The sequence below is a fragment of the Vibrio sp. 10N.286.48.B8 genome (assembly GCF_003050085.1).
In the GTDB taxonomy this organism is placed as follows: Bacteria; Pseudomonadota; Gammaproteobacteria; order Enterobacterales; family Vibrionaceae; genus Vibrio; species Vibrio crassostreae.
The window spans coordinates 423,636-441,868 of the sequence record NZ_PIGD01000002.1 but is presented as its reverse complement, the minus strand read 5'-3'; the positions used below and the strand labels follow the sequence as shown (position 1 = coordinate 441,868).

Annotated in this window: 19 protein-coding genes; 9 read left to right on the top strand and 10 right to left on the bottom strand. The window is 44.6% G+C overall.

Translation table 11 applies throughout. The annotated features are described in order from the left end of the window. The first annotated feature begins 25 nt into the window (after positions 1-25). The 5 genes from rlmA (at position 26) to CWO08_RS04565 (ending at position 6,276) form a co-directional block, all read left to right on the top strand. Positions 26-841 (top strand): 23S rRNA (guanine(745)-N(1))-methyltransferase, encoded by an 816-nt coding sequence (gene rlmA, locus CWO08_RS04585; protein ID WP_048660809.1) that lies wholly within the window; start codon positions 26-28, stop codon positions 839-841. Between the two features lie 75 nt (positions 842-916). Then, positions 917-1,870 carry a ChaN family lipoprotein gene (locus CWO08_RS04580; RefSeq protein WP_102433607.1) on the top strand — a complete coding sequence of 318 codons (954 nt, stop codon included), beginning with the start codon at positions 917-919 and terminating at the stop codon, positions 1,868-1,870. Positions 1,871-2,136: 266 nt separating this feature from the next. Beyond that, the gene (locus tag CWO08_RS04575) at positions 2,137-2,490 is read left to right on the top strand and encodes a hypothetical protein (protein WP_048611520.1); all 354 of its coding nucleotides are present in this window, start codon (positions 2,137-2,139) and stop codon (positions 2,488-2,490) included. Positions 2,491-2,618: 128 nt separating this feature from the next. Continuing rightward, positions 2,619-4,505 carry a BCCT family transporter gene (locus CWO08_RS04570; protein ID WP_108019975.1) on the top strand — a complete coding sequence of 629 codons (1,887 nt, stop codon included), beginning with the start codon at positions 2,619-2,621 and terminating at the stop codon, positions 4,503-4,505. 193 nt (positions 4,506-4,698) lie between these two features. Next, positions 4,699-6,276, top strand: a complete 1,578-nt coding sequence (locus tag CWO08_RS04565) for an alkaline phosphatase (RefSeq protein WP_102478344.1) — start codon at positions 4,699-4,701, stop codon at positions 6,274-6,276. Positions 6,277-6,443: 167 nt separating this feature from the next. Here CWO08_RS04565 and CWO08_RS04560 read toward each other — a convergent pair whose 3' ends face one another. Continuing rightward, positions 6,444-6,881, bottom strand: coding sequence for a YcgN family cysteine cluster protein (locus tag CWO08_RS04560; protein ID WP_017059388.1), 438 nt, complete (start codon positions 6,879-6,881; stop codon positions 6,444-6,446). 159 nt (positions 6,882-7,040) lie between these two features. Here CWO08_RS04560 and CWO08_RS04555 point away from each other — a divergent pair, with 159 nt between their 5' ends. From CWO08_RS04555 to CWO08_RS04545, 3 genes are all read left to right on the top strand, one after another. Continuing rightward, entirely contained in the window at positions 7,041-7,289 is a 249-nt protein-coding gene (locus tag CWO08_RS04555; protein ID WP_017059389.1) for a YkgJ family cysteine cluster protein, read from the top strand. 93 nt (positions 7,290-7,382) lie between these two features. Beyond that, complete coding sequence (gene aqpZ / locus CWO08_RS04550; protein ID WP_102433604.1) at positions 7,383-8,072, top strand: aquaporin Z; 690 nt, start codon at positions 7,383-7,385, stop codon at positions 8,070-8,072. A gap of 229 nt (positions 8,073-8,301) precedes the next feature. Next, complete coding sequence (locus CWO08_RS04545) at positions 8,302-8,949, top strand: porin family protein (protein WP_107898528.1); 648 nt, start codon at positions 8,302-8,304, stop codon at positions 8,947-8,949. Between the two features lie 99 nt (positions 8,950-9,048). On the opposite strand, the gene recR is transcribed toward CWO08_RS04545, so the two are convergent. The 7 genes from recR to CWO08_RS04515 all read right to left on the bottom strand — a co-directional run bounded on the left by recR (position 9,049) and on the right by CWO08_RS04515 (position 14,991). After that, a complete protein-coding gene (recR, locus tag CWO08_RS04540) occupies positions 9,049-9,648 on the bottom strand; it encodes a recombination mediator RecR (RefSeq protein ID WP_019823189.1) in 600 nt (199 codons plus the stop codon). Between the two features lie 77 nt (positions 9,649-9,725). Further along, positions 9,726-10,055: a YbaB/EbfC family nucleoid-associated protein gene (locus tag CWO08_RS04535; RefSeq protein ID WP_017062338.1), complete on the bottom strand. Its 330-nt coding sequence runs from the start codon at positions 10,053-10,055 to the stop codon at positions 9,726-9,728. Between the two features lie 152 nt (positions 10,056-10,207). Next, complete coding sequence (dnaX, locus tag CWO08_RS04530; RefSeq protein WP_057622326.1) at positions 10,208-12,430, bottom strand: DNA polymerase III subunit gamma/tau; 2,223 nt, start codon at positions 12,428-12,430, stop codon at positions 10,208-10,210. Between the two features lie 18 nt (positions 12,431-12,448). Continuing rightward, positions 12,449-12,994 (bottom strand): adenine phosphoribosyltransferase, encoded by a 546-nt coding sequence (gene apt / locus CWO08_RS04525; protein WP_019823185.1) that lies wholly within the window; start codon positions 12,992-12,994, stop codon positions 12,449-12,451. Between the two features lie 161 nt (positions 12,995-13,155). Further along, positions 13,156-13,527, bottom strand: a complete 372-nt coding sequence (locus CWO08_RS04520) for a YbaN family protein (RefSeq protein ID WP_029225617.1) — start codon at positions 13,525-13,527, stop codon at positions 13,156-13,158. 74 nt (positions 13,528-13,601) lie between these two features. Next, positions 13,602-13,739 (bottom strand): hypothetical protein, encoded by a 138-nt coding sequence (locus CWO08_RS23925; protein ID WP_017067606.1) that lies wholly within the window; start codon positions 13,737-13,739, stop codon positions 13,602-13,604. Positions 13,740-13,887: 148 nt separating this feature from the next. Next, positions 13,888-14,991: a response regulator gene (locus CWO08_RS04515; protein WP_048660821.1), complete on the bottom strand. Its 1,104-nt coding sequence runs from the start codon at positions 14,989-14,991 to the stop codon at positions 13,888-13,890. 228 nt (positions 14,992-15,219) lie between these two features. Between CWO08_RS04515 and CWO08_RS04510 the strand changes: the two genes are divergently transcribed. Further along, positions 15,220-16,095 (top strand): LysR family transcriptional regulator, encoded by an 876-nt coding sequence (locus CWO08_RS04510; RefSeq protein ID WP_048660822.1) that lies wholly within the window; start codon positions 15,220-15,222, stop codon positions 16,093-16,095. Between the two features lie 76 nt (positions 16,096-16,171). Here CWO08_RS04510 and purF read toward each other — a convergent pair whose 3' ends face one another. Next, the gene (purF, locus tag CWO08_RS04505) at positions 16,172-17,686 is read right to left on the bottom strand and encodes an amidophosphoribosyltransferase (protein WP_048660823.1); all 1,515 of its coding nucleotides are present in this window, start codon (positions 17,684-17,686) and stop codon (positions 16,172-16,174) included. A 34-nt stretch (positions 17,687-17,720) separates the two neighbouring features. Then, positions 17,721-18,212 (bottom strand): CvpA family protein, encoded by a 492-nt coding sequence (locus tag CWO08_RS04500; RefSeq protein WP_009848678.1) that lies wholly within the window; start codon positions 18,210-18,212, stop codon positions 17,721-17,723. Positions 18,213-18,233 lie beyond the last annotated feature (21 nt).

Sequence of the window (18,233 nt, the reverse complement as noted above, 5' to 3'; positions counted from 1 at the left end):
CCAACTCTATGCCTCTGAGATCGTCATGACTTACCAATGCCCTTTGTGTCACCAACCTTTATCTCAAAACGATCGTACGTTTAAGTGTGAAAAGAACCATCAGTTCGACCTAGCGAAAGAAGGCTATGTCAATTTGATGCCTGCGCACCACAAACGCTCAAAAGATCCAGGTGACAACAAAGAGATGATGCAGGCACGTCGTCGCTTCCTTGAAGGTAACCACTATGACCCAATGCGCCAAGCGGTGGTGACGTTGTGTTCTCGCTACCTACCAGAAGAGGCGCCTAGCCTATTGGATATTGGTTGTGGCGAAGGGTATTACACCAACGAAATTGCTGTGAATCTTCAAGAAAAGAATGGTGCTACTTTTGGCCTAGACATTTCTAAAATTGCTATCAAATACGCCGCTAAGCGCTACCCTGCTGTCGACTTCTCAGTTGCATCAAGCCATCGTCTTCCCTTTGCGGAAAATAGCTTAGACGGCATTCTACGCATTTACGCACCTTGCAAGGCTGAAGAGTTACAACGCACCATCAAAGATAATGGTGTGGTGATCACCGTAACACCCGCTAGCCGACACCTTTATCAGCTGCGTGATGCGATTTATGATGGCGTTCGTTTGCACGATGAAGATCCAGAGATGATCGAAGGTTTTATGCTTGAGCATCAAGAGCAACTAAACTATATGATGGAACTATCGGGGTCAGATGCATTCGACCTGCTACAGATGACGCCGTTTGCTTGGAAGGCGAGTGAAGAGTTTAAACAACAACTCACCGAAGCCGAGCAATTCAACTGTGAAGCTGACTTTATGCTGCGGGTGTATCGCAAACAAAATTAATTGATATTGATTATCGTTTGCATTGAATTCTTATCTTGCCTCCTTTAGTATGCGTGTTCTTCAAGGAGGCATTTCATGCAACGTATTATTCTTATCGGATTAGCGACTCTTCTCACGGCTTGTGCTAGTCAACCAGCAAAAGACACTTCTCAAAAAGTGACTCAAAAGGAATCTGTTTCCACATTCTATGACTACCAGTTCGCTTCTCCACAAGGCGAAATACTTCCTCTCGATGCATTACCTAAACAGCTAATTGACGCTGATGTAATTCTTATTGGCGAATGGCACACTCATTCTGCTATTCACCGCTTCCAAACCGATTTTTTAAAAGCGCGCTTTAACGCGACATCAAACATTGCTCTTTCAATGGAACAGTTTACTCGAGAGCACCAAGCCACACTCGACCAATACTTAAACGGTGAAATTGGCGAACAAATTCTCCTGTCTCAAGCGGCAGCGTGGCCAAACTACGAAAGTGATTACCGTGCGCTCGTTGAGTTCGCCAAAACCAACGACATCGATGTTATTGCAGCAAACGCACCAAAGCCTTTCGTTCAGTGTATTGGCCGTAAAGGGTTACCTTACTTAGATCAGTTATCGACCGAGCAACGCCAATGGATTGCCGCCGAAGTCGATACGGGTGATAGCCCTTACAAAGAAAAGTTTATGGCTTCCATGCATCACGGTACACCAGAACAAACGGAAAAGCAGTTTGCCGCTCAGGTCACATGGGACGAGACCATGGCCGAATCGATTGTGGATTACCTAGCATCAAACCCAGAGAAACAAGTGATTCATGTAGCCGGTAAATTCCACACAGAAGGTGGTTTAGGGACGGCGGCATCAATTCTACGTCGTAACCCTGATTTGAAAATCGCCATCATCAGCCCAGTTGAAGAGATCTCATCGGATAGCAGCGATTATCAGCTTGAAGTGCTTTCGCCACCGGCTCGCTTTGTTAAGAAAGAGAACCGAATGAAGGCATACAAGCACCTATCAAAACGCAGCGCTAGCCTAGAATGCGACTAAACCACTCTTCTAAGCTGAAGAGTCGGTGGGCTAATCCTAGATAATTAGCCCATCGTCACAACTTGATCACGTTCCCATCATTCATCCCAACTCTATCTAAAATCAAACATTCTTATCGGCACAAGATTTGCTTAGTAAATAGACGATTTAACCAAGCAGATGAAAATGTAATGTGCGAATAAAAAAACATCACTACCGATGATTAATTGCACAAGTTTTTCACACCTCTGCCGATACTATATTTAAGGATAGGTAAGGAGAGCGATATGACGCCAGTAGGAACGAGTAATACTCAGCTGTATTCACCTTCGCAAATGAATGCACAAGCTAAAAGCACTGAAGCTGAAAAGCCTGCACCGCTTAAGGTTGAACAAAATACCGTCAAGCTTTCTGATGAAGGCAAAGCCCTATTATCTGCCCTTAAAGAAATCGATAAAGAAGCCAAGAAGGTCGAAGCTGAAAACGCGACCGTAACCGATAAAGTAGAGTCATTTGCTCATGGCGCTTTAGGTATGGATCATCCAGATAAGATTGAAGAAGAGGACGATGGTTCTTATTCAGCTGGGCAATACTTATCCGCAGCGGCAACCGTGGGTGGCATTCTACTTGCCTTAATCTAACTTCCCCCTCTGTTACTGCACCTTCCTCTCTGCATTAAAGCGATTTGTCGTCACGACAACAGACCAGATTTGGTCTAAAAAACGAGTTCATTCCATAATTCCGCTCTCATTTTAATGGAATAATACTCGTGAAAAACACTTTTGAGCTTATTGATAAGCCTACCTTCTTTGGTGCGATTGCACTCCTACTCACGATAGTTTTCCCGCTCATTTTGTTCCCAGCTCAGGGCGCAGACTGGATTGCGGTTGCGAAAACATTCATGACGGATCAACTAGGATTTCTATATCTTGCGCTAGGCCTCGCTGCCTGTGCATTTATGGTTTACGTTGTGTTCAGTGATATGGGACAAATTAAACTAGGCGAAGCTGATGAAGAGCCTGAATTCAAAACAGCATCATGGGCTGCAATGCTATTTTGTGGCGGTATCGGTGCTAGTATCTTGTACTGGGGCTGTATTGAGTGGGCTTACTACTACCAATCACCGCCTTTCCAACTAGAACCTGGCAGTGAAGAAGCAGTTCGTTGGGCGGCAACTTACGGTCTGTTTCACTGGGGACCAATCGCTTGGTCTATCTACCTGATCCCTGCGATTCCTATCGCTTACTTCTTCTATGTACGTAAACAGCCAGTTCTAAAGATCTCTAGTGCGTTAATGCCTGTTCTTGGTGAACACCGCAGTAAAGGCGTACCTGGAAAAATCGTCGATATCCTTTTCATTTTCGGTCTATTAGGCGGCGCTGCAACAACGCTAGGTTTAGCCGCTCCTCTTATCACTGAAGGTCTGAATCACCTATTTGGTCTACCTAAAAATAACCTAACGCAAGTGATGGTGCTTTTAGTGTGTACTGCGATTTTTGCTTACTCATCTTATGCTGGATTGGAAAAAGGCATCAAGATCCTAAGTAACATCAACTTCTGGGGTGCGATGGGCCTACTGGCTTTCGTTCTGATTGCAGGTCCAACAATCTTCATGTTAGAAACGGGGTTAGACTCAATTGGTCGTCTACTGTCTAACTTCTTCGTGATGGCAACGTGGTCTGAACCATTTGGTGGCTACGGTACATTCGAAAACACTCACTTCCCACAAGACTGGACGATTTTCTACTGGGCATGGTGGCTAGTATTTGCACCGAGTATGGGTCTGTTTGTTGCGCGTATCTCTCGCGGCAGAACCATCAAACAAATGGTGTCAGGTTCTATCTTCTTCGGTTCTCTAGGTTGTTTCTTATTCTTCATGATTCTAGGTAACTACGGCTTATCACTTCAGCTTTCTGGTGAGCTAGATGTGGTTGCCATCCTGAATGCAGAAGGCGCAACCAAAGCTATCTTCTCGATGCTTGCACAACTGCCAATGAGCACGCTAGTTATCGCAGTATTCACTTTGCTTTGTATCATCTTTACAGCAACGACGTTTGACTCTATCTCATACATTCTTGCGTCTGTGGTTCAAAACAACGTGACTGAAGAACCAATGCGTTGGAACCGTATGTTCTGGGCATTTACTCTGTCGTTTTTGCCAACGATCCTGATGTTCCTAGGCGGTCTAAGTACACTACAAACGGCGGCGATTGTTGGTGGCCTACCGCTGCTTGCTATCTCTGTCATGTTGATGATTTCAGCCGTTCGTGCGACTAACCTCGACCTACGTCATCAAGATGCGTACATCGAGCCAACGATCAACATCGAAGAACTACCAGACATGGACCCTTGGTCTGCTGAAGGTATGGCACTGGCTCAATTTGAGAAAGAAAAAGATGCTGCGCAAGAAGCCGCAGAACTTGAGCGTGTTGCTTACACAGAACTTGCCGCAGTGAAGAAAGAAATTCGCGCTTATGTGTTAGAACAAGGTTCACAAATGGAAACTCACGAGTTACCAGAGAACCTACAACAAGCACTTGAGCAGGCCGAGAGTAATCTTAGTGCCGCACAAGCGAAAAAGATCGAGTTATCTGAGCAAGCTCAGAATGCTCGTATCACGTTCAACCAGGTGGTTGCAGACTTACCGCTTGCTTGACATTAGCCATGACACAGTCCATTGATTTGGACCCTCCTAAATACGACAAAGGCTCACAGAAATGTGAGCCTTTTTTTATGCTTTTCTAAAAACTTGAGTTAATGCTCAATTTCATATTGATGAAATAAATATGAAACGAATTTGACACAAATCGGTGTTCTAATCATCCCGCTTATATAAAAAGGGATAACTAATGAAGCACTTTATGAAACCAATTGTTACCGCAGTGGTAACCTCTACACTCTCATTCAACGTACTTTCAGCAGAAATCAAAAATGTCATTCTGATGATTGGCGATGGTATGGGACCTCAGCAAGTTGGTTTATTGGAAACCTACGCAAACCAAGCGCCAAACTCCATCTATAAAGGGAAAAAAACGGCCCTTTATCAACTTGCTCAAGAAGGGGTTATTGGTTCATCCCTAACACATCCGGAAGACGCAATCGTAGTGGATTCAGCTTGCTCTGCGACCATGCTTGCAACGGGTATTTACAGCGGTTCAGAAGTAATCGGTATCGATTCCCAAGGTAACCATGTTGAGACAGTACTTGAGAAAGCGAAAAAAGCAGGCAAAGCGACTGGCTTAGTTTCCGACACGCGCTTAACTCACGCGACTCCAGCTTCTTTTGCCGCTCACCAACCTCACCGATCTTTAGAGAATCAAATCGCATCCGATATGCTAGCAACGGGCGCCGATGTGATGCTATCTGGAGGACTACGTCATTGGATTCCTAAATCGACCAACGACAAAGGTGAAACTTATAAGCAACTTGAGCAACTGACTCAAGGTGACATTTACCTAAAATCAAAGCGTAAAGACGACCGTAACCTTCTTACCGAAGCAGAGAAAGACGGCTACCAATTAGCGTTTAACCGCAACATGCTAGACGACGCTAAAGGCGAAAAGTTACTTGGTCTGTTTGCCTACTCAGGCATGGACGATGGCATCGCTTATAGCAATAAGAAAAAGAGTGGCGAACGAACTCAGCCAAGCTTGAAAGAGATGACACAAAAAGCGCTCAACATCCTATCCAAAGATGAAGATGGCTTTTTCCTAATGGTCGAAGGTGGCCAAATAGACTGGGCAGGCCACAGTAACGATGCAGGTACGATGCTGCATGAATTACTAAAGTTCGATGAAGCGATCCAAACTGTGTATGAATGGGCGAAAGATCGTGAAGACACGCTCGTGATTGTGACCGCAGACCACGAAACAGGATCTTTTGGCTTCAGCTACTCTTCTAACGACCTACCAAAACCACAGAAACGCTCTGGTGAAGCCTTCGCCGACCGCGACTATGCACCTAACTTTAACTTTGGCGCATTCAATATTCTTGATGGTTTATATAATCAGAAGCAAAGCTACTACGGCATGATCAGTGAATTTCAGAAGCTGGATAAAGCGCAGCAAACACCTGAAAAGCTCGCTGAAATCGTTAACAAAAGTAGTGAGTTCCCTATCACAGCGGAACAAGCGAAAAACGTGTTAGCGAGTAAGCCGAATCCATACCGATTGGCTCAACACAAATATTTATCAGCAGAAGAAGTGCCTGCTATCAACGATTTCGATGCTTTCTTCCCATATAACGACCGTGGCAACTTGCTTGCTCGCGAACAAGCAACAGGCCAAAACATCGTTTGGGGTACAGGTACACATACTCACACACCAGTGAACGTGTTTGCTTGGGGCCCAGCAGAGAAGATATTGCCAGTTTCAAAAATCATGCACCACTCAGAACTGGGTGAGTACATTAAACAACAAGTAAACTAGCCTGAATCTCTTTTGCTCGTTTCACTTAGCGCCCTTCGGGGCGTTTTTTGTTTTAATTTTTTAAGTCTTAAAACCTTTAAACCTTTAAACCTTTAAACTAAGTAAGTTTAAATTTAGGCGACGCCAAATAGCAAAACAGCCGCTCAAGAGCGGCTGTTTTAAAATAATTAGCGATTCGGGTGATTCAGGATGTGGTCTTCCCAATCGACAACATCAATTTCGTATACCACTTTATTACGAACGCTTTCACCTGCTGCATGCATCTCCGTTTTTGATCCGGTGATCAATGGATGCCACTCAGGGATCGGCTTAGATTCTGATAGAAGGCGGTAAGCACAAGTGTCTGGTAGCCAGTGAAACTCATCGATCTTGTCACGAGTCAGCTTTAAACACTCTTCACCTGAAGTGAAGCGGTTCGGGTAATCTTTACACGAACATGTTTTGTCGTTTAACCAGCTACACGCCACATTGGTGTAGTAAACTTCATCGCTATCTTCATCCATTAATTTATGTAGGCAACACTTACCACAACCGTCACACAGTGATTCCCACTCGTTCTCGGTCATCTGCTCTAGTGTCTTTTCTTGCCAAAATGGATTCGTCATAGGATTACTTCTTACTCTTTTACTGGGGTGCGTGTTATACCGCTAGCCCATAAAAAGTTCAAGGATAATAATTGTTCATTCTTTGATTCAATCAACAGCTGTCACTCTCATCATTTTTTGCTACTATCGCGCACCCTGTTATTTAGTGAGTTTAATTTGATGGAATGTCGCCTAGGTTGTGGAGCATGTTGTATCGCTCCAAGTATTACATCTGCAATTCCTGGAATGCCTAATGGTAAGCCTGCTGGCGTACGCTGCATCCAATTAAATGAGCAAGATCTGTGTAAGTTATTTGGTCAACCTTCACGCCCTAAGGTGTGTCACCAATTTAAAGCTTGCCCTGTCATCTGTGGTAAAACAGATCAAGAAGCGCTTGATAACCTGATTGAACTCGAAGCAATAACCTAACAATACTTTTCTTTTTATATATGCCCAAGATTTCACAACTTTGATAGATCTAAACTATCTTATTGATACTGGTAAAGATTAATAAGGATAGTTATGAATAGGTATATCGCAGAAATGTTCGGTACGTTTTGGTTGGTATTAGGGGGTTGTGGTAGTGCCGTGTTGGCCGCTGCTTTTCCAGATGTAGGTATCGGCTTACTCGGGGTCTCCCTCGCCTTCGGTTTAACCGTTCTCACCATGGCTTTCGCTATTGGCCATATATCCGGTTGCCACCTCAACCCTGCTGTTACTATCGGGCTGTGGAGTGGTGGTCGCTTTGATGCTAAAGATGTTGCACCCTACATTATTGCCCAAGTAATTGGCGGTATTATTGCGGGTGGCGTTTTATTCGTTATTGCTTCAGGCCAAGCTGGTTTTGATGCTGTCTCGTCAGGCTTTGCTTCAAATGGTTATGGTGAGCACTCACCGGGCGGCTACTCGCTCACAGCAGCTCTCGTTTGTGAAGTAGTCATGACCATGGTGTTTCTTTTCGTGATTATGGGTGCAACGGACTCGAAAGCACCTGCTGGATTTGCACCGATCGCAATAGGTCTCTGTTTAACCTTGATCCACCTTATCAGCATCCCTGTAACCAATACCTCCGTGAACCCTGCTCGAAGTACTGGTGTGGCGGTGTTTGTAGGTGATTGGGCTATTTCGCAATTATGGTTATTCTGGGTGGCACCGATTATTGGTGCTGTGATTGGCGCGATGATCTACAAAGCGGTAAGAGGTTCTGATTAGGCTCTCTGATTCACAAAAAACACATTCAATCAACACAAAGCCGCTAAATTAGCGGCTTTGTGTTTTATGTCGTTTAGTTACTTATCAAGCTCTATCTGTATCTTCCTATCACACCTGTCACCATTAGCTTAATAACTTTTGGTTAACAAGACTATTCCATCGAATCATTAGCCGCAGGTATCTGGGCTACGCATAATGCACCTCATTCCCTATACCGATGGACATAACAATGAAAAAAACATTACTTGTACTAGCAATCTCTTCTTTAACGGCAACAACAGTTTTCGCTAGTGAATCAGCACCAACCCCAGAATTAATGCCAGAACCAATTAAGACCGAGTTTTTTGTAGGTGGTGGTTTAGGCTACCACTCTGCTAAAGCTCAAATTTCAGGGCCTGGCTTTAAAGAAAGTGAAACAGCCAAAGGCACTGCTTTTCACATTCGTGGCGGTGCTTATATTCAAGAAAATCACCGAATTACTGGTACAGTTAACTTCACCGGTGACAATGAACTGGTCAACTATAACTGGGGACAAGGAGATGTTACGACTCTTGACTTAAACCAAACTGAATTCTTAGTTTCATACGACTATGTTCATGCTCTGAACAATGATTTCTCAGTTTTCGGTGGTGCATCAACAGGTTTTGTTAAAAATAAGCTAACCATTAAAGATACAGAGCTTGGAAAGGAAAGTGGAAGTGAAACCGATTTTGTTTTCGGTCTTCAAGCAGGTGTTCAATACAAGATCATGAAAAACGTTTCTGCCGATTTCCAATATCGCCATATGTTTGAATCATATTCTGAGTCAGTAGAAGATGTGAAACTATCGGTTCCAAATAACAGCGAATTTACCGTGTCTGTCGACTACCGATTCTAACTGGGTTAGTCATATTCAGTTGAAGTGAATATAGGGAAGATATTCAGACTGCTTTAATAAAGAAAAAGCCGCTTAGTGATGATTCACCAAGCGGCTTTTTTAGATCTTATGACGACCGAGTAAGGAGTGCGAAAGCGTGGTGCCATCCACCAGCTCTAGCTCACCACCAACGGGAACACCATGAGCGATACGGCTTGCGTTCACTTCATGGGCATTACATAGCTCAGCAATGTAGTGCGCTGTCGCTTCCCCTTCAACTGTTGGGTTAGTCGCTAGGATTACTTCAGAGATATCACCACGGCGTAAGCGGTAGTCCAGAACATCGAGACCGATATCACTTGGACCAATACCATCAAGTGGTGAAAGGTGACCCATAAGCACAAAGTAACGACCAGAATATTGGCCTGTTGCTTCGATAGCTGCAATGTCTGCTGGGCTCTCTACTACACAGATTTGACCATTTTCCTGACGTTTAGGATTGGTACAAATGTGGCAGGTATCTTCTTCAGTAAAAGTACGGCACTCATTACAGTGACCAATTTCGGTCATTGCTTGGCTAAGAGCTTCAGCCAACTGTAGGCCGCCTTTTCTATCGCGCTGTAACAAATGAAAGGCCATACGCTGCGCCGACTTGGGGCCAACCCCAGGTAGACAACGTAAGGCCTCCATCAAATGCTCCAGCATATGACTGGTACGCATATTTAACCGTTCTAATTTTCAAGTAACGATTTACTCAAGATAAACCGCAGCTTGAATAAACCTTTAGAAATAGTTTCTTAGAAAGGCATCTTCATACCTGGTGGAAGTTGCATTCCGCCAGTTACGCTAGCCATTTTCTCTTTTTGAGTTTCTTCAACGCGACGAGCCGCATCGTTGAAAGCAGCAGCGATAAGATCTTCAAGCATCTCTTTATCGTCTTCCATTAGGCTTTCATCGATATCAACACGGCGAACGCTGTGGCTACCAGTGATCGTTACTTTTACAAGGCCAGCACCTGACTCACCTGTAACTTCCATATTTGCGATTTCTTCTTGAAGCTTTTGCATGCGCTCTTGCATTTGCTGGGCTTGCTTCATCATGTTGCCCATACCGCCTTTACCAAACATGTTAATACTCTCTGGTCTAATTGGTTTATTAAAATTAATTAAGCTATACGTGCTTAAATGGGGGTTAAGCCAGTGCGATTCAACCCCTCGATGTTCAGTTCTCAGATTTGCTTATCTGGGATGATATGCAAGTCACTAAACGAGAAAATGTTCTAGATAGGACGAACGCTGTCTCTGTCGAGTTCTGCAGCAAAACGTCTTTCGATAAACTGTACGTTGGCATCGTTTTCCAAACTGGTAAACGCGTCTTTCAACTTGCCTTGGTACAACCTTTCTCGTAATTCTAGTGGTGTTTCTCCACCATCACCGATTTCAACACTCAAATGACACTCTTCTCCGAGCACTGTATTGAGAGACTGCAATAGCTCACTCTGTGCACGGTCCGTATTCAAGTGAGCTTGGCTCGCCCTTAACGTTAAAGTGATTGATGTGTCGTTTTTAGCAAACACTGAGTTCAATGCTAACTGTTCAACAAGCTTGGCTGTCTCTAGCTTTTGAATCGTAGCGGACCATTCATCTTGAGCAATCGACTCTTGAAGCAATTTATCGACCATTTCTGGTGTCTTAATATGCTCTAACGCACGCTTGATCTGAGTAGGTGTAAGCTCTTTGCTCACCTCTTTCACTACAGGTTTAGACGGTTTCCAGCGATAAGGTTCATTATCGTTGGTCACATTTTCTGTCGAAGAGGCTGATAAAGAAGCTGGCGACACCCGCTCAGAACCACCGTGTTGCTGAGCAACTCGATCAAGAACTGAAGTTTTAGCTGGTGTCGCTTTAGCCTTTTTTGGCGCCGAGCCTTTGTTTTCTGTTGCCGAACTGCCTCTACGTTGAGAACGTAATTGGTGGCGTAAACCACTCACAGGCGAAGTTGCACGCGCTGGCTGCTCTTGCGGAGCAGAAGGTGCAGCGCTTGGCTGTTGAACCGGACTCTGGTTTTGATAATTCGTTTGTTGCTGCTGAGGCTGCTCTGCACCGTAACTTGGACGCTCATCATAAGCAGGAGGCGCGTCATACTGGCTATGCGGGTAATCCTGCTCTGGATAACCTTGGTTGCCTGAGTGATCAGCGTAACCTTGCGAATCTGAATACTGTGCTTGATTCTGCTGCGGAGCCTGTTGTACGGGTTGCTGCTGCATAGGCTGCTGTTGAGGCGCCTGTTGTTGCATCTGAGGCTGTCTCGGAGCTGCCATTGGCGCAGATTGGCTAACAGGCTGAGCAACGCTCTGAGCTTGAGCTGCTGGCGCTGGACTTGTTGACTGAGTCGAGATTACCGTAGCAACCGCTTGTTCAGCCGGTCTAAATGCCAACATGCGTAAAACCACCATCTCAATACCAACGCGAGCGGTTGGCGATAATGGTAAGTCTTCACGACCCTTCAACACGATCTGGTAGTAGAGTTGAATGTCTTGTGGACTTAGCGCTTTACTCAACAGTTCTAGCTTCTCAGCATCCGGCTGTGCTTTATCTAAGGTTGACGGCAGAGCTTGGAACATCGCCAAACGATGCAGTTGAGTCGCAAGCTGATTCAACAAACCATCCCACTCTACGCCATTCTCAGCAAGACTTTGGATACACGCCATCGCTTGTTGTGGCTGCTTACTGCTGATCGCTTCAAGCAAGTGGATAGCTTGGTCGGTATCTAGCGTGCCAAGCATGTGAGCCACGGTGTCTGTCACGACATTGCCGTTACCTAATGCGATAGCTTGGTCCGTAAGGCTTAGCGCATCACGCATACTGCCGTCAGCAGCATGAGCAATCATCCCAAGCGCACGAGACTCAGACGTCACACTCTCTTGTTCAAGAATGTGGTCAAGCTGCTCGTGAATATTATCAACGCTGATCGGCTTAAGATGGAACTGCAGACAACGCGACAAGATAGTCACAGGAAGCTTTTGTGGATCGGTCGTTGCGAGCAAGAATTTCACATACTCAGGCGGCTCTTCTAACGTCTTTAGAAGCGCGTTGAAACTATGCCTAGAAAGCATGTGTACTTCATCGATAAGGTAAACTTTGAAGCGACCACGCGCCGGCTTGTACTGAACATTGTCCAGAAGCTCGCGGGTATCTTCTACCTTTGTACGTGATGCCGCATCGATCTCTAGCAAGTCAACAAAACGACCTTCATCGATCTCTTTACAGGTTGCACATTCACCACAAGGTGTAGAGGTAATGCCTGTTTCACAGTTTAGACCCTTAGCAAATAAACGGCCGATAGTCGTTTTACCGACACCTCGAGTCCCGCTGAACAAGTATGCATGATGCAACCTGTTTTGGCTAAGTGCATTCTCTAATGCTGTTAAAACATGGGCTTGACCAACCACTTCTTTAAATTTGGTTGGTCGCCATTTTCGCGCTAACGCAAGATAGCTCATGAATAATTCCGAAAAGGATTAGTGACCGTCGAATTCGCAGATGCTAAACACTTCTAGACCTAAGCCTTGTAAGCGCTTGTCACCACCGATTTCTGGAAGGTTAATAACAAATGCAGCGTGTTCTACCACACCACCTAGCTGACGAATCAACTTTGTTGTTGCTTCAATCGTACCGCCCGTTGCTAGCAAATCATCAACCATCAACACTTTATCGCCTTCAACGATAGCGTCAGTGTGGATTTCTAGCGTATCAGTGCCGTACTCAAGCTCATAAGATTGTGCCACAGTTTCACGAGGCAGCTTGCCCGGTTTACGAACAGGGATAAAACCAACACCTAGCTCAAGTGCCAAAGGCGCACCAAATAGGAAACCACGAGCTTCAGTACCAACGATCTTAGTAAAGCCCATGTCCTTGTATGTTTCCGCTAGCAGATCGATAGTCGCTTTGTAAGCTGCTGGATCTTCCATCAAGCTTGTTACGTCACGGAACAAAATACCCGCTTTAGGGTAATCAGGAATGCTTTTGATGCTTGCTTTGATCAGAGAGATTTTTTCTGTGTTCATAATCTTATGCACTTCATTAGGCCGCTTTCCAAACTCTCGTTAACGAATTAAACATCAACGTTCGAAATTAAGGAAAGGTACGATTGGTATTCATTGCAACGAGAGTCATAACTCTGGTTGCTGAAATAATAAACGCCCGCTATACAAGCAGGCACACTGGCTTAATGGTAGTGATTTTCTTTGCTGTCAGCAACCAACTCATGAGTTGGAAGTCGCATAAACCATGTGAGAAGAATAACAAGTACGCAAATTAGGAAAGCCTTGACCCAAATGATAGGGGCAAAGTAGATCGATAACGCAAAACTCAACAAGATAAAGAATACGCCACGCGTTTTAACTTGTTTAGTCACAGCACCGTGCTGATACCAATTGTTCAGTAACGGGCCGAGCGTTTTATGCTCATGCATCCATTTGTGAACTTTAGGGTTACTTCGCATGAAGCATGCGCTAGCAAGAAGGAGGAAAGGTGTTGTGGGCAGAACGGGTAAAACTATCCCTAAAACTGCAAGAAATATACAAAGGCCACCAGCAATATTGAGGCTTAAAACTCGAACGCTAATTGTGGCCTCCTTGAGTTAGCTATCGCCAATTGGCGAAGATAACGTCACTAGAATGTTGCGTAACCATTGAATACACGGATCAACGTAAGTGTTGCTGGTAGCAATGGAATCATTAAAAATGCGGCTAAAAATCCTAAAAAGTAGAATACATTAAACGGGTCTTGAAAGTCTTTGTTATCTGCCATGATTACTTCTTGTTTTTGTTAGTAAAGGTAAGTGTCTGGCGAACCAAACCCGCTTTGCTAAATCGACATTTAACAAAAAAGGCATAGCAACACCATTTGCGCAACTATACCTTAATCAATTATTCACAAAAACCGAGGAAATATAGGGTTAATCAGTAGACCCTTGATGTATGTCTAAGCTAAAACTCGCCGAACCAAGCAGGCTCAACGAAAGTTGGCAGCCCTGTTCAATCGGCAGATCCCGTGTAATGAAGTTCTTCTTACAATTCTCACCTAAGCGTTCGCCCGCGGCAATATGTTGATTCAATTCACCATTAGACCATTGTCCATCTAAACCCGCAGGCAAAATAGAGATAGTACCCTCGGCAAGATTGGCGACACCAAACAAAGCGTTAACGGGCGTTGCGCATTTCGAGCACTCAATCCCCTTCTCTAAAATCTCGGCAATATCTTTGAGATCAACATTAAAATCTTTTCGATTTCTTATGTAATCGTGGAATAAGGCTCTCACCAGAAGTGTTGACGCTGAACTGCCATTATCGGCAGAAGACGAATCAACGAGGTAAAAAGCAAATTGCCCATTCATCATCCAAGCATAATCAAAGACGAGTGGCATCATCTCTGTTGATTGCAGTAGTCGGTAACTGCAACGCCATGAACCTTGTCGTGTGTCTTTCTCTGGTAGCAACGCGTGCAATAAGTCTCTTGCCGCACTAGGGTTCTCTTGCAGGTAATTCAGGTGCCAATGTAGCTCTTGGTCTTCAGGGATCTCTCCCCCGTCATCAACGCAGAACCATTGGCTTGAAAAATCTCGTTGGTCTGAAATGTTATCGAACGAATCTGTCAATGTATTCGCAATCGCACTTCCTAAGTGACCGTGATCCTCTAACGGTTTCGCTAAAAAATCTTTAATACCAAATCGCAATGCTTTCGCTACATCAGACATGTCATCTGTGCCGGACACAACGATCATAGGCAGCGACGGGTACTCTAAACTGAGCTCTTCCACAAGCTCGATGCCATCAAGTATCGGCATTGATAAGTCACACACAATTAAATCTGGCGCTGAGTCTCTAAGCTTTTGCAGAGCGTCCAGCCCATTTTCAGCCTCAACCACTTTATAACCAACCTTGTCTAGGTATGCGCTGGTTATCCGGCGAAAAATAGGATCATCATCAACCAACATCACGCATTTTTGGTTAATTACTTCCTGAGCCGAGGTCATTACTGGCTGACTGTGAGTTTTGTACATAATCTATAACCTCACAAAACTAAGTCGAATTATTATTGTTATCTGTTCTAAGAACTAATATAAAACTTAGTAATAAAATGCTAAATACACAAATTTGCACTCTTTGCTGGTAATTCGTGACGAGGGTTGGAATACTTGTAAATAGTGCAACGAGTTGACGTAACGCAAACATTGATCTCACTGTTACGTATAAATTAGATGAGATTGTAAACAAATGTGTCTGGATTTATGAAATTAGATGATTTAAACCTCTTTCGACTCGTCGTTGAAAATGGGAGCTACACCGCAACATCGCGCAAGACTATGATTCCGGTTGCGACCATCACACGACGCATCCAAGCCTTAGAAGACTCTTTGAACCTTAGGCTTCTCAATAGACACGCGCGTAAACTTTCTTTAACAGAGGCTGGCGAACGTTTCTACAATGAATGCTCTCCGTTATTGCAGCGTCTCTCTTCTACTGCTGAAGAGTTAACTGACGTGTGCAAAGGAGCTTCCGGTAAGATTCGTATTACGGCACCTTCCAACCTGACCAAGCGCATGATGATGCCAATGTTCAGCGATTTCATGACTCAATACCCTGATATCAATATTGAGCTGATGATGAACAACCAAGCGGATCAGCTGGACCCAACTGAGTGGGACGTGATTTTCCGTGTCGGCCCACAACGTGATTCAAGCCTAATCGCTCGAAAAATCAGTGAAGTAAAAGATATTCTTATCGCGAGCCCTGAGTATTTAGCGAAGAACCCAGCACCAAGCCATGCTGAAGAGCTAGCGAACCATTCGCTACTCAAAGGCTACCCGCTGATTAAGTGGCAGCTGAGTAATTCGAATGAAGAGACGGTGGTGAATAGCGAGAAAGGCCGTTTCAATGCGAATGCGCTTAATGTCGTGAGACAAGCCTGTTCAGAAGGCCTAGGTATCACCCTAATGCCTGACGTGATGATCCGTGAATACATTGAAGATGGCAGCTTAGTCCAAGTTTTAGAAGACTGGAGCGCTAACCCTCGTGATATTTACATGCTTTATAACCACAAAGACCATCTACCAGAGAAAGTTAGATTGTTTATTGATTTTGTGATCGCGTACCACATTCATTAAGGTAAATCCCCTTCTCCGTAAACAAAAAAACCAGAGCCGATGCTCTGGTTTTTTATATTCTTGCCACTAACGAAAACTAAGCACCTTCGTTGTGTAACTCTAGGTTCGCTAGATCTTGTTGAATCTCACGCTGAACCTTTGAGTCGTCATTACGCAAAGAGTCTAGGAAATCTAGGTACGCTTGGTCGATATCACCCGTTACATACTCGCCGTTAAATACAGAAGTATCGAAACGAGAAATGTCTTGATTGCCCATGCCCACTGCCGAAATCAGATCTGGTAGTGTTTGGAAAATCAAGGCATCTGCGCCAATCTGCTTACAAATCGTTTCGTTATCACGACCATGAGCAATCAGCTCTGTCGCGCTCGGCATATCAATACCGTAAACGTTAGGGAAGCGAACCTCTGGAGCTGCTGAAACCATGAACACTTTGTTTGCGCCAGAATCACGAGCCATTTCAATGATCTGCTCTGATGTTGTGCCGCGAACGATAGAGTCATCAACCAATAGAACGTTCTTACCTTTAAACTCAGAACGGATTGCGTTCAGCTTACGGCGAACCGACTTCTTACGCTGTTGCTGACCAGGCATAATGAACGTGCGGCCAACATAACGGTTTTTTACGAAACCTTGACGGTATGGCTTATTGATCGCTTGAGCGATTCGCAGCGCAATATCGTTTGATGTTTCAGGGATTGGGATAACCACATCAATATCTAAGTCTGCGTACTCTTCTTTAATACGCTTACCAAGCATCTCACCCATCTCAACGCGTGCGCTGTAAACCGAGATTTTATCGATGAATGAATCTGGGCGTGCAAAGTATACAAACTCAAAGATACATGGGTTTAGTTGTGGGTTGTCTGCACATTGCTTAGTGAAAAGCTCACCGTCGAATGTTGCGTAGATAGCTTCACCTGGCGCTACGTCGCGCATGAAGTCGAAGCCAACAGCATCGAGTGCTACCGATTCAGACGCAACCATGTACTCTGTTTTACCATTAACTTCACGCTTACCAAGACACAGTGGACGAATACCATGTGGGTCACGGAATGCGATCATACCGTGGCCGATGATCATCGCAGTTACGGCGTAAGCACCGCGAATTGTGCGGTGCACATTTGCCACAGCGCGGAAAACATCATCCGAAGTCACGTTACCTTTAACAGTATCGATCTCATGAGCCAATACGTTCAGTAGAACTTCAGAGTCAGAGGTTGTGTTTACATGGCGACGGTCTTTTTCGAACAACTTCTCACGAACTTCGTTTGCGTTCGTCAGGTTACCGTTGTGCGCCAACGTAATGCCAAAAGGAGAGTTTACGTAGAAAGGCTGAGCTTCAGACGCACTTGAACTACCCGCTGTAGGATAACGAACATGGCCAATACCAACTTCACCTTGTAGGCGCTGCATGTGTTTTGCTTCAAAAACATCTTTTACTAAACCGTTCGCCTTACGCAGACGGAAACGATTGCTTTCTATGGTACAAATACCAGCGGCATCTTGGCCACGATGCTGCAATACCGTTAAAGCGTCATAAATAGACTGGTTTACAGGTGTTGAACCCACGATTCCAACAATACCACACATGTCCTAATCCTCGATTTTTCGACATTAACTGGCGCTAGAGCGCGCCAGATAAGAAACTAGATGTTGCTTGTAAATGCTCGAAGAACGGCGCAATGATTCGACTAAATTCCGGAACCAATTGCGAATTCTTCCACCACTCAGAACTTGGGAATGCAGTAAACGCATCCATGAAAAACAACACTGCAGAAACAATCAAAACACCACGTAAGCCACCAAAGACGACACCGAGGATTCTGTCTGTACCTGACAGGCCTGTTTTCTGAACTAGCTGACCGATGACATAGTTAACTAAGGCACCAACAACTAACGTTGCAACAAACAATGCTGCTATCGCAGTTCCGTTTCGAAACATCTCATCTTCGATATTGGTGAAGTACATCGCTAATTTAGCGTAGTACTGGCTAGCAATAAAAAATGCTCCAAACCAAATTACGAGTGACAAGGCTTCTTTAGCGAAACCACGAACTAAACTGATCACGGCAGAGAAGCCGATCACGCCTAAAATGACAAAATCTAACCAATTCATGAATTCTTCATCTTAAGTTGG

Excerpts from the sequence above, each read along its gene's own strand:
- rlmA (WP_048660809.1), top strand. The coding sequence starts at position 26 with ATGACTTACCAATGCCCTTTGTGTCACCAACCTTTATCTCAAAACGAT.
- CWO08_RS04580 (WP_102433607.1), top strand. The coding sequence starts at position 917 with ATGCAACGTATTATTCTTATCGGATTAGCGACTCTTCTCACGGCTTGT.
- CWO08_RS04575 (WP_048611520.1), top strand. The coding sequence starts at position 2,137 with ATGACGCCAGTAGGAACGAGTAATACTCAGCTGTATTCACCTTCGCAA.
- CWO08_RS04565 (WP_102478344.1), top strand. The coding sequence starts at position 4,699 with ATGAAGCACTTTATGAAACCAATTGTTACCGCAGTGGTAACCTCTACA.
- CWO08_RS04560 (WP_017059388.1), bottom strand. The coding sequence starts at position 6,881 with ATGACGAATCCATTTTGGCAAGAAAAGACACTAGAGCAGATGACCGAG.
- CWO08_RS04555 (WP_017059389.1), top strand. The coding sequence starts at position 7,041 with ATGGAATGTCGCCTAGGTTGTGGAGCATGTTGTATCGCTCCAAGTATT.
- aqpZ (WP_102433604.1), top strand. The coding sequence starts at position 7,383 with ATGAATAGGTATATCGCAGAAATGTTCGGTACGTTTTGGTTGGTATTA.
- CWO08_RS04545 (WP_107898528.1), top strand. The coding sequence starts at position 8,302 with ATGAAAAAAACATTACTTGTACTAGCAATCTCTTCTTTAACGGCAACA.
- recR (WP_019823189.1), bottom strand. The coding sequence starts at position 9,648 with ATGCGTACCAGTCATATGCTGGAGCATTTGATGGAGGCCTTACGTTGT.
- CWO08_RS04535 (WP_017062338.1), bottom strand. The coding sequence starts at position 10,055 with ATGTTTGGTAAAGGCGGTATGGGCAACATGATGAAGCAAGCCCAGCAA.
- dnaX (WP_057622326.1), bottom strand. The coding sequence starts at position 12,430 with ATGAGCTATCTTGCGTTAGCGCGAAAATGGCGACCAACCAAATTTAAA.
- apt (WP_019823185.1), bottom strand. The coding sequence starts at position 12,994 with ATGAACACAGAAAAAATCTCTCTGATCAAAGCAAGCATCAAAAGCATT.
- CWO08_RS23925 (WP_017067606.1), bottom strand. The coding sequence starts at position 13,739 with ATGGCAGATAACAAAGACTTTCAAGACCCGTTTAATGTATTCTACTTT.
- CWO08_RS04515 (WP_048660821.1), bottom strand. The coding sequence starts at position 14,991 with ATGTACAAAACTCACAGTCAGCCAGTAATGACCTCGGCTCAGGAAGTA.
- CWO08_RS04510 (WP_048660822.1), top strand. The coding sequence starts at position 15,220 with ATGAAATTAGATGATTTAAACCTCTTTCGACTCGTCGTTGAAAATGGG.
- purF (WP_048660823.1), bottom strand. The coding sequence starts at position 17,686 with ATGTGTGGTATTGTTGGAATCGTGGGTTCAACACCTGTAAACCAGTCT.
- CWO08_RS04500 (WP_009848678.1), bottom strand. The coding sequence starts at position 18,212 with ATGAATTGGTTAGATTTTGTCATTTTAGGCGTGATCGGCTTCTCTGCC.